This is a genomic window from Novosphingobium sp. GV079, from assembly GCF_003058045.1.
In the GTDB taxonomy this organism is placed as follows: Bacteria; Pseudomonadota; Alphaproteobacteria; order Sphingomonadales; family Sphingomonadaceae; genus Novosphingobium; species Novosphingobium capsulatum.
In genome coordinates, this window is sequence record NZ_QBUE01000001.1 from 298665 (window position 1) to 312538 (window position 13874).

The 13874-nt window shown below is 66.8% G+C and carries 9 protein-coding genes; 7 read left to right on the forward strand and 2 right to left on the reverse strand.

Translation table 11 applies throughout. The features are described 5' to 3' along the window. The first annotated feature begins 57 nt into the window (after positions 1–57). The 4 genes from C8K14_RS01195 to C8K14_RS01210 all read left to right on the forward strand — a co-directional run bounded on the left by C8K14_RS01195 (position 58) and on the right by C8K14_RS01210 (position 7551). Entirely contained in the window at positions 58–1356 is a 1299-nt protein-coding gene (locus C8K14_RS01195) for an MFS transporter (RefSeq protein WP_107715358.1), read from the forward strand. Then, positions 1353–2951: a family 43 glycosylhydrolase gene (locus tag C8K14_RS01200; RefSeq protein ID WP_107715359.1), complete on the forward strand. Its 1599-nt coding sequence runs from the start codon at positions 1353–1355 to the stop codon at positions 2949–2951. Before C8K14_RS01195 ends, C8K14_RS01200 begins: the two co-directional genes overlap by 4 nt. A gap of 89 nt (positions 2952–3040) precedes the next feature. Continuing rightward, positions 3041–6871 carry a LamG domain-containing protein gene (locus C8K14_RS01205; RefSeq protein ID WP_233250836.1) on the forward strand — a complete coding sequence of 1277 codons (3831 nt, stop codon included), beginning with the start codon at positions 3041–3043 and terminating at the stop codon, positions 6869–6871. Further along, entirely contained in the window at positions 6868–7551 is a 684-nt protein-coding gene (locus tag C8K14_RS01210) for a LamG domain-containing protein (RefSeq protein WP_233250837.1), read from the forward strand. The genes C8K14_RS01205 and C8K14_RS01210 overlap by 4 nt, the downstream gene beginning before the upstream one ends. A gap of 11 nt (positions 7552–7562) precedes the next feature. On the opposite strand, the gene C8K14_RS01215 is transcribed toward C8K14_RS01210, so the two are convergent. Both C8K14_RS01215 and C8K14_RS01220 read right to left on the reverse strand, forming a co-directional pair. Continuing rightward, positions 7563–8111 carry a DUF3237 domain-containing protein gene (locus C8K14_RS01215; RefSeq protein ID WP_233250838.1) on the reverse strand — a complete coding sequence of 183 codons (549 nt, stop codon included), beginning with the start codon at positions 8109–8111 and terminating at the stop codon, positions 7563–7565. Positions 8112–8145: 34 nt separating this feature from the next. Next, on the reverse strand, positions 8146–8664 hold the full coding sequence (locus C8K14_RS01220) for a hypothetical protein (RefSeq protein ID WP_107715362.1): 519 nt from the start codon (positions 8662–8664) through the stop codon (positions 8146–8148). Between the two features lie 94 nt (positions 8665–8758). Between C8K14_RS01220 and C8K14_RS01225 the strand changes: the two genes are divergently transcribed. From C8K14_RS01225 to C8K14_RS01235, 3 genes are all read left to right on the forward strand, one after another. Beyond that, positions 8759–10054, forward strand: coding sequence for a glycerate kinase (locus C8K14_RS01225; RefSeq protein ID WP_166643323.1), 1296 nt, complete (start codon positions 8759–8761; stop codon positions 10052–10054). 142 nt (positions 10055–10196) lie between these two features. Continuing rightward, a complete protein-coding gene (locus C8K14_RS01230) occupies positions 10197–11126 on the forward strand; it encodes a helix-turn-helix domain-containing protein (RefSeq protein WP_158271844.1) in 930 nt (309 codons plus the stop codon). A gap of 134 nt (positions 11127–11260) precedes the next feature. Next, positions 11261–13873: a TonB-dependent receptor gene (locus tag C8K14_RS01235; protein WP_107715364.1), complete on the forward strand. Its 2613-nt coding sequence runs from the start codon at positions 11261–11263 to the stop codon at positions 13871–13873. Position 13874 lies beyond the last annotated feature (1 nt).

Below are 13874 nucleotides of genomic sequence, written 5' to 3' on the forward strand. Positions count from 1 at the left end.
GATCGCTGCGGCAAGACCGGCAGGGCAAAAAGCCCGCCGTTATCGGGAGTTGAAGCAATGGAAGCGCAGACTGGGCTACACCAGGCCGGGCATATCCAGGTCGGGGCCAAGGTGGGTCGCGTTCGCTGGGTGGTGGTGGCGCTGCTGTTTGCCGCCACGGCGATCAACTATATCGACCGGCAGATGATCGGCGTGCTCAAGCCCACGCTGGCGGCCGATTTCCATTGGTCCGAAACCGATTTTGCCGCGATCGTGTTCTGGTTCCAGGTCGCCTATGCGATCGGCTATCTCTCGTTCGGCAAAGTGGTCGATGCGCTGGGCGCGCGGCTGGGCTATACCATCGCCATCGTCATCTGGACGATCAGCCATATCGCCCATGGCTTTGCCACGGGGCTGGTATCCTTTGCCCTGGCCCGGTTCGGCCTGGGCATTGGCGAATCCGGCAATTTCCCCGCTGGCATCCGCGCCGTCACCGATTGGTTTCCCCAGCGCGAGCGCGCCTTTGCCATCGGCGTGTTCAACGCCGGCGCCAATGTCGGCGCGATCATCACGCCGCTGCTGGTGCCGTTGCTGGTGCTGTGGTTCGATTGGCGCATGGCGTTTTTCGTCACCGGCCTGTTCGGCATCGCCTGGATGGCGGCGTGGTGGCTGCTCTATCGCCACCCGCAGCAGCACGCCCGCGTTGGTGCCGCCGAACTCGCGTGGATCCGCCAGGATCCGGCCGATCCGGTGCAGCCGATCGGTTGGGCGCGGTTGCTGACCGTGCGGGAAACCTGGGCCTATGCGCTGGGCAAGTTCCTGATCGACCCGATCTGGTGGTTCTTCCTGTTCTGGCTGCCGGGCTATCTGTTCACGCGCTATAACCTCGATCTCAAGAGCTTTGGCCTGCCGCTTGCGGCGATCTACCTGATTTCCGATCTGGGCAGCATCGCCGGTGGCTGGCTGTCTTCGCGCCTGATCAAGGCCGGGCGCACGCCCAATGTGGCGCGCAAGCTGACCATGCTGATCTGCGCGGTCTGCGTCCTGCCGATCTGGTTCGTGCAAGGGGTGGACAGCATGTGGTGGGCGGTCTTGATCATCGGCCTGGCCACGGCCGCGCACCAGGCCTTTTCCGCCAATCTCTACACCCTGCCGTCAGACGTGTTTCCGCGCGGCGCGGTGGGGTCTGTCGTGGGCATCGGTGGCACCGTGGGCGCATTCGGCGGCATGGGCATGGCGCTTTTTGCCGGCTACATTCTCGATGCCACGCACAGCTATGAAGTGCTGTTCGCGATCTGCGCCAGCGCCTATCTGGTGGCGCTGGCCGTGGTCCACGCGCTCAGCCCGCGCCTGGCGCCGGTGCGGATCGAAGCATGAGTGGCGGCGTCGATCGACGCGGCGCGCTGGTGGGTGCGGCGGGGCTCGCCGGGCTGGCTAGCCTTCCCGCCACGGCCGCGCCTGCCGCGCGCCCGCGTGGGTTCGATGGCCAGCGCGTGGCCGACCAGGGCAATGGTACCTATCGCAATCCGATCATGGCCGGCGATCATCCCGATCCTTCGATCCTGAAGGATGGCGATGATTACTACATGACCTTTTCCACCTTTGATTCCTATCCGGGCCTGGTCATCTGGCACTCGCGCGACCTGCTCAACTGGCAGCCTGTCACCGCCGCGCTGACGCAGAACGTCGGCGCGGTGTGGGCGCCAGACTTGTGCCGCCATGCCGGGCGCTATTTCATCTATTTCGCTGCCAAGGCGCGGCCCAACGCCACCTACGTGATCTGGGCTGATCAGATCGCCGGGCCATGGAGCGCGCCGATCAATCTGGGCCTGCCCGACCATATCGATCCTGGCCATGCCGTGGGCGAAGACGGTTCGCGCTGGCTGTTCCTGTCGGGCGGAGACCGCGTGGCGCTGGCCGCCGATGGCCTGTCGACGATCGGCGCTGTGCAGCATGTCTATGATCCCTGGCGCTATTCCGATGCCTCGGCAGAGCGCTGGCCAGTCGAAGGCTTTTCGCCCGAGGGGCCCAAGATCGTTTCCCATGGCGGCTGGTTCTACCTGATCACGGCGGTAGGCGGCACGGCCGGCCCGCCGACCGGGCACATGGTCATCGCCGCGCGCTCCCGCTCCATCCACGGGCCTTGGGAAAACTGCCCGCACAACCCGATCGTGCGCACGCGCAGCCGGGAAGAGGCGTGGTGGTCACGCGGCCATGCCACGCTGTTTCCGGGGCCGGGTGGCGATTGGTGGTCGGTCTATCACGGGTTTGAACGCGATTACTGGACGCTGGGCCGCCAGACCCTGCTCGATCCGGTGGAATGGACCGCCGATGGCTGGTTCCGCATGAAGGGCGGCGATCTCTCCACACCCTTGCCCAGCCCGCGCGGCGGGCGCCCGGCGGGCCCGCACGGGCTGCCGCTGTCAGACGATTTCGCCACGCTGGCTCTGGGCAAGCGGTGGAACTTCTTCAAACCCGCGCCGGATGAAGCGGGCCGGGTGCGCGTCGCTGATCATTGCCTGCACCTCGCCGCGCGGGGCACGGCGCCGGCGGATTCCTCGCCGCTGCTGCTCATCGCCGGTGACCAGGCCTATGAATTTGCCTGCACGATCGAGATCGATCCCGAAACCACCGCCGGCCTGCTGCTGTTTTATGATCAGGCGCTCTATTGCGGGCTGGGTTTTGACGCCAAGGCGTTCGTCACTCACCAATATGGCATGGAGCGCGGCCGCCCCGCCAATCCGCATGGTCGCCGCCTGCGCATGCGCTTGCGCAACGATCGGCATATCGTCTCGCTGCACACCAGCGGCGATGATGGCCAGACCTGGCAGCGCTTTGACCGGGGGATGGAGGTTTCGGGCTATCACCACAACGTGCGTGGCGGCTTCCTGATGCTGCGCCCCGGCCTCTATGCAGCCGGCAAGGGCGAGGCGCGCTTTCGCGATTTCCGGTTTCGTGTGCTGGAATCATGAACAAAGTTAGTAACCCGTCACCTTCGTCACCCCGGATCAAGTCCGGGGTGACGTAACAAGATAATGTTGAAATTATCGGGAGAATTGCCGTGTCCCATCCGCTCTTGCGTGGTGCCTCGTTGCTGGCCTTGGCTTGCCTGGCGAACACCACTGCCGCGCGTGCGGCACCGGCCGATGGCCTGCTGTTCCACGCCCCGCTCGATCGCGATTTCACCGCTGCCCAGGCTGGCGGCGATGCCGTGCCCAATTTCCAGAGCGACGTGGCGATCGTGCCCGATGGCGCGCAGGGCGGGGCGGGGCGCTGGGCCGATGGCGGCTATGTCGCGTGGAATGCGCCGGGCAATATCTATGCCCAGCGCGGCACGCTGGCGTTCTTCTGGCGTAGCCACACCCCGGTGGGCGAAGCGCCGTTCGTGATTTTCCGCGCCGGCGCTGCCGATCATTCCAGCTGGGACATGGCGTTCCTGCGCATCGATTGGAACGGCCATGGGTTCGACGCCTTTGTCACCGACGCCAATCTTTCGCGCGTGCGGATCAGCTGGACGATCCCGCAAACCCCGGCGCCCGATGCCTGGCACCACATCGCCTTTGCCTGGGACGAGGCGCGCGGCATCAAGCTGTTCTGGGACGGGCGCGAAGTGGCGGCCAAGGCGCAGGCTGCCGATCTCGACATGGGGCTCGATCAGTTCGGCCTGGCGGGCCGGGTGATCGCCCCGCACCAGGTGCAAAGCCGCTACAACTTCATGCGCGGGTCTGATCTCGACGATATCCGCGTCTATGACCACATGCTCGATGGCGCCGGCGTGGCCGCATTGGCCGCGCATGGCGATGCGCCGCCATCTGCCCCCTCTCCGGCGGCTTCCGCGCCGCGCACCGCCTGGCTGCACCGCTTCGGGTGGGACAGCCAGACTCCACCACCGTTGGCCGCGCCGGTCACCACCGTGCGCAAGGTGGAATTTGCCGATGCCAAGGATCTCAAGGAGTGGATGTGGAAAGGGGTGGACGGCATTGCCGAAACCACCTGGCCGGGCGTTTACAACCGTTCGCGCCTGCCCGGCCGTGACGATTATTTCGAACTGCCCGATTGGAACGTCTATGTCGAAGGGGGCAAGGCCTATCGCCTGACAGTGCCGGCCGATGCGGCCTTCAACCGCGTGGAAATCCGCGGCGCGGCCTATGGCGCGCTGGAATGGTCGGCCGATGGCCAGGGCAACTGGCAGAAACTGGCGGCCCGGCCACAGGGCGTGGTGCGCTCGGTCACCGACCTGGCGCCGCGCCAGGGCGGCGTGCTGCGCTTTACCAATGTGATGCAGGAACAGCCGATCCAGGAAATCTGGGCCTATGACATCAAGCCCGGCGCAGTGCCGGATGGCACGTTCCAGCTGCGCTATACCGTGCGCAGCCAGGCCGCCACCGATCTGGGCGCGCTGGCGCCACTCAATGCCTTCATCGCCGGTCGCTATCCCTTGGCAGAGCGGGCAACGGTGGTTGCCTTGCCGAGCGAGGGCGTGCGCGCGGCAGTGGGCGCGGGCAGTGCGGCTGGCGGCCCGGCGGCGCGGCGCGAGGCGGGCGCGCATCTGCCGCTGGTGCACGTGCTGATCCCGTCGAACTTTGGCGACGCGCCGGCCGGGCGCCCGCTGGCCCGCGCCTGGAACTATGGCTGGGAAAACAGCCACGATGGCCTGGATGGCGTGGCGCTCGATCTGCCGGCGCTGCATGCCACACCCAACGCGCAGGGGCTGATCCCGCTGGATATCCGCGTCAAAGACCCGATCTGGCCCGAGCGCGACATGATCGACGTGCAGGTGTCGGTAAAGCCGGGAGAGGCGCACACACTGTGGCTCGATCTGCGCGATCGCATCCTCACTGGTGACAGCCTTTATCTCACCGTTGCTTCGGCCGCGCCCGATTTCGGTGCCGATACGCTCGATGGCATGGGCGTGCGGCTGGTGTTCAAGGATCGCGCCGCGGCGATCAAGGAACACGTGGCCGATCGCTTCAACCAGGTGAAAGACAACTGGGCCTTCCTGGTGGAAGAGCATACCGCCTCAAAGCGGGCAGCGCTCTATCGCCGGCTTTATGGCGATATCAGCGATCTGCTGCGGGTCGATCCCGATAACCTGGAGGCGCGGCGCTATTGGGCCGATATCGGCTATTCGGCCAACCCGTTGCCCCCCTTCGTCCAGCCCACGCCGCCGGCCGCCATGCCGCTCTGGGCGTTCCGCCAGCTTGAAGACCTCAAGCTGGCGCGGCAGTTCGTCAATTGGTGGATTGACAACCGCCAGGTGCCCTATGGCGATTTCGGCGGCGGCATTTCCGACGATACCGACCTGACCCAGCAATGGCCGGGGCTGGCGCTGATGGGGGTCGATCCCGACAAGATCAACGCCTCGCTGCGTGCGCTGTCGGATGCGGTTTACAAGAACGGCATGATCGTCAACGGCTTGAGCTATATCACCAGCGACGAACTGCACGTCTATGAAGAAGGCATCAATTCCGATGCCGAGCGGCTCTACCTCAACTGGGGAGAGCCCAAGGCGGTCGAGCGGATGATGGCCACCGTCAAGGCGCTGGGGGGCCTGATCCGCACCAATCCGGCCGGGCACATGCACATCTCGTCAAGCTGGTACGGCGGGCGGCACATCTATCGCGACGAGCCCTGGGCCTGGCAAAAGCCCTATGGCTTTGTCATCATGCACACGCCGGTGCTGCTGGGGCTGTACAACGCCGATCCCACCGCGCGCCATCTGGTGACCGGGTTGATCGATGGCCTGCTCGCCCATGGCAAGCAGGGGGCCGATGGGCTGTGGCGTTTTCCCAACGATATCAGCTGGAACAGCGATGCGGAGCGGGCCGGCGATGGTGGCGGGGCCAGCCTGCCGATGCAATCGGCCTGGGCGGCCTGGCGCTTTACCGGCGATGACAAATACCTGCGCCCGGTGCTGGGCCGGCTGGCGCCCGGCAATTTCTCGGCGTTGGGAGAACTCAACGAAAACGCGCTGACCGTGCTGGGCAAGCGCCGCGAATGGCAAGAGGCGACGCTGAAAGCCGCGCAGGCCGGCAACGATATCGCCCGGTTCGAGGCATGGAACACCACCGGAAACCGCGCCTGGCTCGAAGCGCTCAACGCCGCCGGCATCGCCGACAAGGCGCAGCACATGTATATGTATACCCAGGGCCATTGGTGGACCGATCGGGTGGAGGCGCCCAACGAACTGCTCCAGCGCGAGCGGCTGGGCGGCATTGCGCTCAAGCGCAACCAGACCTGGCCGGGCAATGCCGTGAGCTGGCGTTTTGCCGATCCCGAGGCAGCGGTGCAGGTGGCGATCCTGGTGCGCGATGCCACGCCCGAAGGCTTTACCGTGCTGGCCCACAACACCACCGCGCGCGAACAGCTGGCCGATATGGGCACCTGGAACGTGGTGGCCGGCACCTGGACCATGACGCAAGGCATCGCGGCGGGCGATGCCGACGCGGTGAGCGGGCCGGTATCCACCCATGAGGTAGAAATGGAACGCGGCGGTTCCATTTCCGTGCGTCTGGCTCCGGGGCAGACCACGGTGATGACCTTCCGTCTGGCGCGGCGTGCCGCCATCCAGCCCGAACACCGCCCTGACCTCGGTATCGGGGCCGATGACGTGGTGCGGCAGGGCCGCAAGCTGACGGTGCGCGTGCACAGCCTGGGCAGTGTTGCCGCGCCGGCCGGGCAGGTGCGCCTGGAAACCGCCTATGGCCGCGTGCTGGCCAGCGCGCCGGTGCCGCCCCTGGCGCCGCCCGCCGATCTGGCGCCGCGCACGGGCAGCGTCACGTTGGCGATCCCGCCTGGTGCGCCAGCCACCGGCCTGCGTGTGCGCGTGGATATGGGCGCAGCCGAAGTGACCCAGCGCAACAATGTGGTCATGCTGGACGGTGGAGCGTGATCGCGCGGCGGCTGGGTGCGCTGGCCTTGGCCGCGCTGGCATTGGCGCCGGGCCTGGCCATGGCGCGCCAGGTGGTGTGGCGGTTCGACAATCTGGCCCGCATCGGCCACTTGGCGCCGCAGGTGCTGGGCCATCCCCGCGTGGAGCGCAGCCCGGTGGGCAAGGCCGTGGCGTTCGACGGGCAGAACGATGCGCTGATCCTGCCGCGCCACCCGCTGGCGGGCGCCACCCGCTTTACCGCAGAGGCCGTGTTCCGCCCCGATGGCGGCGCGTTCGAGCAGCGCTGGCTGCACCTCGCCAGCGACGACACGCCCGGCCGTCCGCCCGGCGAAACCCGCATGCTGTTCGAAATCCGCGTGGTGGGCGCCTCGTGGTATCTCGACACCTTTGTCAAAGGCGCCGGCTATAGCCAGGTCCTAGTCGATCCGGCCCGGCTGCATCCGCTGGGGCGCTGGTACCATGTTGCGCAGACCTATGACGGCACCACCTATCGCAGCTATGTCAACGGCGTGCTGGAAGGCGAGGCGCGCGTGGCCTTTGCGCCGCAGGGGCCGGGCAGCAGCAGCGTGGGCATGCGCCGCAATGGGGTGAACCACTTCCACGGCGCGATTGCCCTGGCGCGGTTCACCACTGCGGCGCTTGATCCCCAGGTGTTTCTGCCCGCGCCATCACCGCGCTGATCGCGCCGCGCTTAGCGCACCACGTAGAAATCGATCTCCACATGGTCGGGCTTGCGGATGCCCCGCGCCACGAACACGGCGCGGTTCATCCATGCGAACGGGCCCGCCCGGGCGGCCAGGCGGGGTGTGGTGCGGAAGTAATAGGCGTCGCTCGGCACGTCTTCGCCCCGTGCAATGCGCTCGGTCACCGCGGTGCTGGCCACGCGCACGCCGGGGTTGTTGACATCCACCACCGTGCCATCGGCCGCCTGCAGGAAATAGCGGGCATCCACCTGGGTCAATCCATCGGGCAGGATGGTCTGCCAATCACCGCCGCCGGGCAGGACGCGGCCGTGGAACAGCGGCCCATCCACGCTACCGCCGGTGATGGCGATGAACCGTCTGCGCCCGCCGCCGATCTCGCCCTGCTCCACCGCCGGGGCCAGCGTGACCTTGGCAGTGAACGCATATTCCAGGGTGGGCGCTGGCGCCGCCGGGGCCGCCCGCGCGGCTGGCGCGACGCTTGAAATGGTGGTGGCCACTGTCATGGCCAGGGCCATCGCCCATGTCCGCCCGATCATCCTGTTGTCCTCTCCCGTGGTATGTCTGTGTTCGTCAGTGGACGCCCAGCGCCTTGGCGCGATGATCGCGGCGGACCGCCATGGCCGCGGCCAGCGACAGCGCCGCTGCGGCGGAAAAGCCGGCAAGGCTGCCGCCCAGGGGTGCGGCCAGGGCAAATCCGGCCAGTGCTGCCACGATCAGCGCGCCGCCCAGCAGATGGAACGGGGGGAAGCGCGCAGCCTGGGCGATTGGCAGGAAATGCAGCCCCACCACCAGCGCCATCGCCGGCAGCAAGAGATCGGGGCGGTGCAGGTTCATCACGATGTTGCCCGCCAGGAACAGGCCCAGGCCTTCGCCGATGCTGCTCCACATGATGGCTCTTTCCACGTGAGGGGCAGGCTTGATCCCTTTGCCCGGCCGGCGGATGACCACCCATGCCGCCAGCGCAATCGCCACGAACGGCACGAAGGGCAGGGCCAGCGCCGCGCCCGTCACATGCCAGTGCCAGGCCAGCGTCAGCGCGGCAAAGACCGCGCCGAAAAAGCCCATGATCAGCGCGCCCCATGCCCCCACGCGGTGTCTCCTTCGCGATCGCTCAAGCGCATGATAGGCAGGAATATCCTGGCCGTATATGCGCCAATGCAACGGGCCGCCCGCGGGAGGGAAAATGTCAGACCGGATTGCCATCGACGATGCCGCCGCCCGCCGTCTGTTGCGCCTGATCCACGATGCCGCCATCGCCGCCAGCCAGCCGGCCGCGATCATGCACCGGCATGTGCCACCGCCGCCCGCCGGGCGCTGCGTGGTGATCGGCGCGGGCAAGGCCGCCGCGGCCATGGCCAGCGCGCTCGATGCCGCGCTCTTGGCACAATGGGGCGCGCGGGTGCCGGTTTCGGGCGTGGTTGCCACGCGCCACGGCCATGCCGCCGGCCTGCCTCCTCCCGCGCGCATCGCCGTGGTGGAAGCGGGGCACCCCGTGCCCGATCAATCCAGCCTGGTGGCCGCGCAGCAGATCGTGGCGGCGTTGCATGGTCTTACGCCGCAAGACCTGGTCATCGCGCTGATATCGGGCGGCGGTTCGGCCTGCATGGAATGGCCAGTCGCGGGCATGGACCTCGATGCCTTGCAGGCCTTGACCCGCGCCATGCTGGAATCGGGCGCAAGCATTGCCGAGATCAACACGGTGCGCCGCCATCTCTCGCGGGTGAAGGGCGGTCGCCTGGCGGCGCTGGCCGCGCCGGCGCCCGTGCTGACCCTGTTGATCAGCGATGTGCCGGGCGATGACCCGGCAGCGATCGCCTCGGGCCCGACGCTGGCCGATGCAACGCGTGCCGCCGATGCCCTGGCGATAATTGCGCGCCACCGCCTGCCCGTGCCCGAAGCCGCGCTGGCCGCCTTGCGCGCCGCGCCACCGCTGCCGCCCACGCGTGGCGAGCATCGCATCATCGCCTCGCCCCGCCAGGCGCTGACCGCGGCGGCTGACTGCGCGCGTCAGGCCGGGCTCACTCCGCTGATCCTGGGCGACGCGCTGGAGGGGGAGGCGCGCGAACTGGGCAGGGCGATGGCCGGCATTGCCCGCTCGGCACAGACCTGGGGCGATCCGCTGCGCGCACCGGGCGTGATCCTCTCGGGCGGGGAAACCACGGTCACGCTGGCAGGTGGCGCCTATGGCCGGGGCGGGCGCAATTGCGAATTTACCCTGGCCATGGGTGTCGCGCTGGATGGCGCGCCGGGGATCTGGGCACTGGCGGCCGACAGCGACGGGATCGATGGCAGCGATGATGCCGCCGGCGCTTTCGTCGCACCTGATACGCTGGCACGTGCGGGCGCGGCCGGCGCCAGCGCGGCCCAGGCCCTGGCCGGGCATGACAGCTACAGCTTCTTTGCCGCGATCGATGATCTGCTGATCACCGGCCCCAGCCACACCAACGTCAACGATATCCGCGCGGTGCTGGTCGCCTGATACGTGGGCGATCACGCTGCCCGATCGGACGTGTCATTGCATTTGTATGTATTGCTGACTAATTCACCAGGAGAGACTTGGCGCCAGACCGAGTCCGCACGCGCCATGTGACATGGCGGCAGAGGGTGGTGGATCGAGGCAGATGATCGAGCATTTTTCGACGCGCAGCCTGCCCGGGGCAGACAAGCTGAGCTATTGGCGCAGCCTGATGGCGCGCACCTATTCCGGCCTGTCCACCCAGCCGCTGAGCCCGCATTTCGAAGCGACCGTATCGCGTTGGCAGATGGGCGGGATCACCATGACGCGCCCGCGCGCCACGCCGGTTTCGGTGGAACGGCGCCTGATGGAAGCTGGGCATGCCGGCGGCCCGCGGCTCAAGCTGCACGTGTTCCGTTCGGGGCAGGGGCGCGTGGTGCATCGCCGCCGCGAGATGGACGTGCGCGCCGGCGACATGGTGCTGTGCGCCAGCGAAGAGGTCTATCGCTTTGATCTGCGCAACGATCACGAACTGATCGTGGCCGAATTCGACCGCGCGGTGCTGGCCGATATGCCGGGCTGGGTGGATGATGCCGTGGCAACCTGCATCCCGCGCGAGGCGCCGTCGACCCGTCTGCTGCACGATTTCCTGCTGTCGCTGTGGCGTGAGTGCGAGGCTAGCCCGCAGGGCTTGCCCGATGACGGCTATGACGGCGTATTTTGCTCACTGCTGCTCGCCAGCCTGCGTCCGGGCGGGGCGAGGGTGCAGCCCAGCCGCCACGGCCTGCTGGAACGCGCGCGGGCGATCGTGGCGGCGCGGCTGGCCGATCACACCTTGTCCCCGGCCACGATCGCTGCGGAAATGGGCGTGTCGCTGCGCCGCTTGCAGGCCGCTGCCGCTGGCCAGGGCGTGACGCTGGGCGGCTATATCAATGAACGCCGCCTGGCATTGGCCGCGCAGAAGCTGACGCTGGAACCCCAGCGCAGCATTACCCAGATCGCGTTCGACTGCGGCTTTTCCGACAGTTCCTATTTCAGCCGGCGGTTCCAGGAACGCTTTGGCGAAACCCCGCGCCGCTATCGCGCCATGCATTGATCCGGCCTGCCGCCGTACAAAACAGCGGTCGTTGCCTCGTCGTTTTTGTCCATGCTTTTCGCGCGATCGTCCAAGATGGCGGCGGGACAGGGCGGTAGCTCCCATGGCGATAACACATCGCAAGGGAGTGCAGGATGCCGCAGGTTTTCACTCGATCGAGCCTGGTGGCCCTGGCCGTGGCCACCACCGTGCCCGGCCTGGCCCATGCCCAGGATGCCGCGTCGCCGGCTGATACTGCGGCCGCCGCGCCGCAGGGGGGCATTCAGGAAATCGTCGTCACCGCGCAAAAGCGCGCGCAGAACGTCCAGAACGTGCCGATCGCGATTTCCGCGTTCACCGCCTCTTCGCTCAAGGAGCGCGCGGTGACCAGCGTGGCGTCGCTCTCGGCCCTGGCGCCCAACGTCAACCTCGATGGCGGCACGCCGTTTTCGGGTTCTTCGGCCGTACTGTCGGCCACGATCCGTGGCATCGGTTCGGATGACTTTGCGTTCAACATCGATCCGGGCGTGGGCATCTACCTCGACGGCGTCTATCTGGCGCGCACCGTGGGCGCCAACCAGGACCTACCCGACGTGGAACGCGTGGAAGTGCTCAAGGGCCCACAGGGCACGCTATTCGGGCGCAATACCATCGGCGGCGCGATCTCGATCGTCACGCACGAGCCGGGCAAGGAATTCAAGGGTTCGATCGACGCCACCACCGGCAGCTACAACCTCGTCAAGGTGCGCGGCACGGTGGACGTGCCGCTGGCGCCCTCGCTGTTTTCGTCGGTGACCTTTGCCGTCACCAACCGCGAGGGGTTCCTGAAGCGCATTCCCTATCCCGATCAGCGCGCGAGCAATTCCGACACGTTCCTGAACTTCAACCACGCCGATTATGCCAGCTCCAGCCGCGAAGGCGGCGACAATACCGCCTCGCTGCGCGGCAAGCTCAAGTGGGACAATGGCGGCGCGATCACGGCCACGCTCACCGGCGACTGGACGCGGCAGGACAGTTCCTCGCAGGCGAGCAAGCTTCTGGCGGCGCTCAACCTGCCTGGGCCATTTGCCGGCACCGACAACCTGCCCGGCACGGCGCTGTCGGCCTCGGGCAACACCGGCTTCCTGTTTTCCGGTCTCTACAACTTCTGCATCGGCTCAACCGCGCAGCAGATCGCCGCGCGCAATGCCCAGGCGCTGTGCGGCGCGCGCGGCACGCAGTTCGGCCGCCGGCTTTCCCCGCTGGCCAGCGTGAACGTGGATGGCGATCCCACCAACGATCGCCTGCCCTGGGATTCCCGCTTCGTCACCGCAGACCCCGACACCAGCTATGCCACCGGGCCCAGCTTCAACAAGCTGACGACCTGGGGCTTGGGCGCAACGGTGCAGGCGCAGGTGAGCGATGACCTGACGATCAAGTCCATCACCGCCTATCGCAACACGCACTGGCGCGCCGGGCTGGATGCCGATGGCTCGCCGCTCTCGTTCCTCGAGCTGTCGTTCCAGCAGAACCAGTGGCAGTTCAGCCAGGAAGTGCAGATCCTGGGCAAGGCGCTCGACAAGAAGCTGAACTATGTGCTGGGCGGCTACTACTTCAAGGAAAAGGGCAGCCTGCACGATTACGTGACCTTTGACGAAGGCCTGGTGCAGGTGGATGGCCCCAACCGTTTCAACACCGAAAACTATGCGTTCTTTGGCCAGGTCGATTATCGCCCGGTAGAGATTCTGGGCATCACAGTGGGCGGCCGCTATACGCACGAAGCCAAGCAGTTCGAAGGCGGCCAGCAGGAATTGAACGGCTTCAACTACAAGCTGTTCGGATGCAGCGATGCCAATGGCAATGTCACGCCGAACGGGCCGTTCCCGCTGGCGCCGGTCTCTTGCCAGAACGGCATCGGCTATCCCAACCCGGCCAATCCCGTGCAGGTCTATGCCCCTGGGGTAAACCACAAGAACTTCAATAACTTCTCGCCCAAGGTCGGGGTGCAGCTCTATCCCGCCGAGCGCGTCATGGTCTATGGTTCGTGGTCCAAGGGCTACAAGACCGGCGGCTGGACCACGCGGTTGACCAACCCGCAGGGCAATGTGGCGCCCGGCTTTGGCCCGGAAAAGGCCACGACCTGGGAAGTGGGGGTGAAATCGACCCTGCTCGATCGCAAGCTGCAGCTGAACCTGGCCGCTTTCACCACCGACTATGAAGGGGTGCAGCTCAATATCCAGATCGGCACCTCGCCCACGATCGCCAACGCCGGGCGCGCGCGGATCAAGGGGGTTGAGGCCGAAATGGTGCTGGCGCCGGTTACCGGCCTGACCATCAATGGCTCGGTCGGCTATATCGATGCGCACTATACCCAGATCGATCCCGCCGCGCTGGTCAATGCCGGCACGATCCCGGGCATCCAGGCGGGCATCTATCTGGGCGCGCCGCTGCCCAAGACGGCCAACTGGAAGATCAACCTGTCGCCGCGCTATCAATTCAACCTGGCGAACGGGGGCAACGTGGTGGCGCTGGCCGACTGGACGCACACCACGCCGGTGTGGAATGACATTGCCCGCACCCTGCTGCTGCGCCGGCCCACGAACGACATGATCAACGCCAGCCTCACCTACAACACGCCCGGCGATCGCTGGTCGCTGACCGTGGGTGGCACCAACCTGACCGACACCCGCTATCTCGTCAGCGGCAATACCAACCTTTCGGCCGGCGCGATCTTTGGCAGCTATAACCGTCCGCGCGAATGGTATCTGCGCACCGGCTTCAAGTTCTGAT

Bases quoted from the DNA above. Each gene is read 5' to 3' on its own strand.
- C8K14_RS01200 (WP_107715359.1), top strand. From the start codon at position 1,353: ATGAGTGGCGGCGTCGATCGACGCGGCGCGCTGGTGGGTGCGGCGGGG.
- C8K14_RS01230 (WP_158271844.1), top strand. From the start codon at position 10,197: ATGATCGAGCATTTTTCGACGCGCAGCCTGCCCGGGGCAGACAAGCTG.
- C8K14_RS01235 (WP_107715364.1), top strand. From the start codon at position 11,261: ATGCCGCAGGTTTTCACTCGATCGAGCCTGGTGGCCCTGGCCGTGGCC.
- C8K14_RS01195 (WP_107715358.1), top strand. From the start codon at position 58: ATGGAAGCGCAGACTGGGCTACACCAGGCCGGGCATATCCAGGTCGGG.
- C8K14_RS01225 (WP_166643323.1), top strand. From the start codon at position 8,759: ATGTCAGACCGGATTGCCATCGACGATGCCGCCGCCCGCCGTCTGTTG.
- C8K14_RS01215 (WP_233250838.1), bottom strand. From the start codon at position 8,111: ATGATCGGGCGGACATGGGCGATGGCCCTGGCCATGACAGTGGCCACC.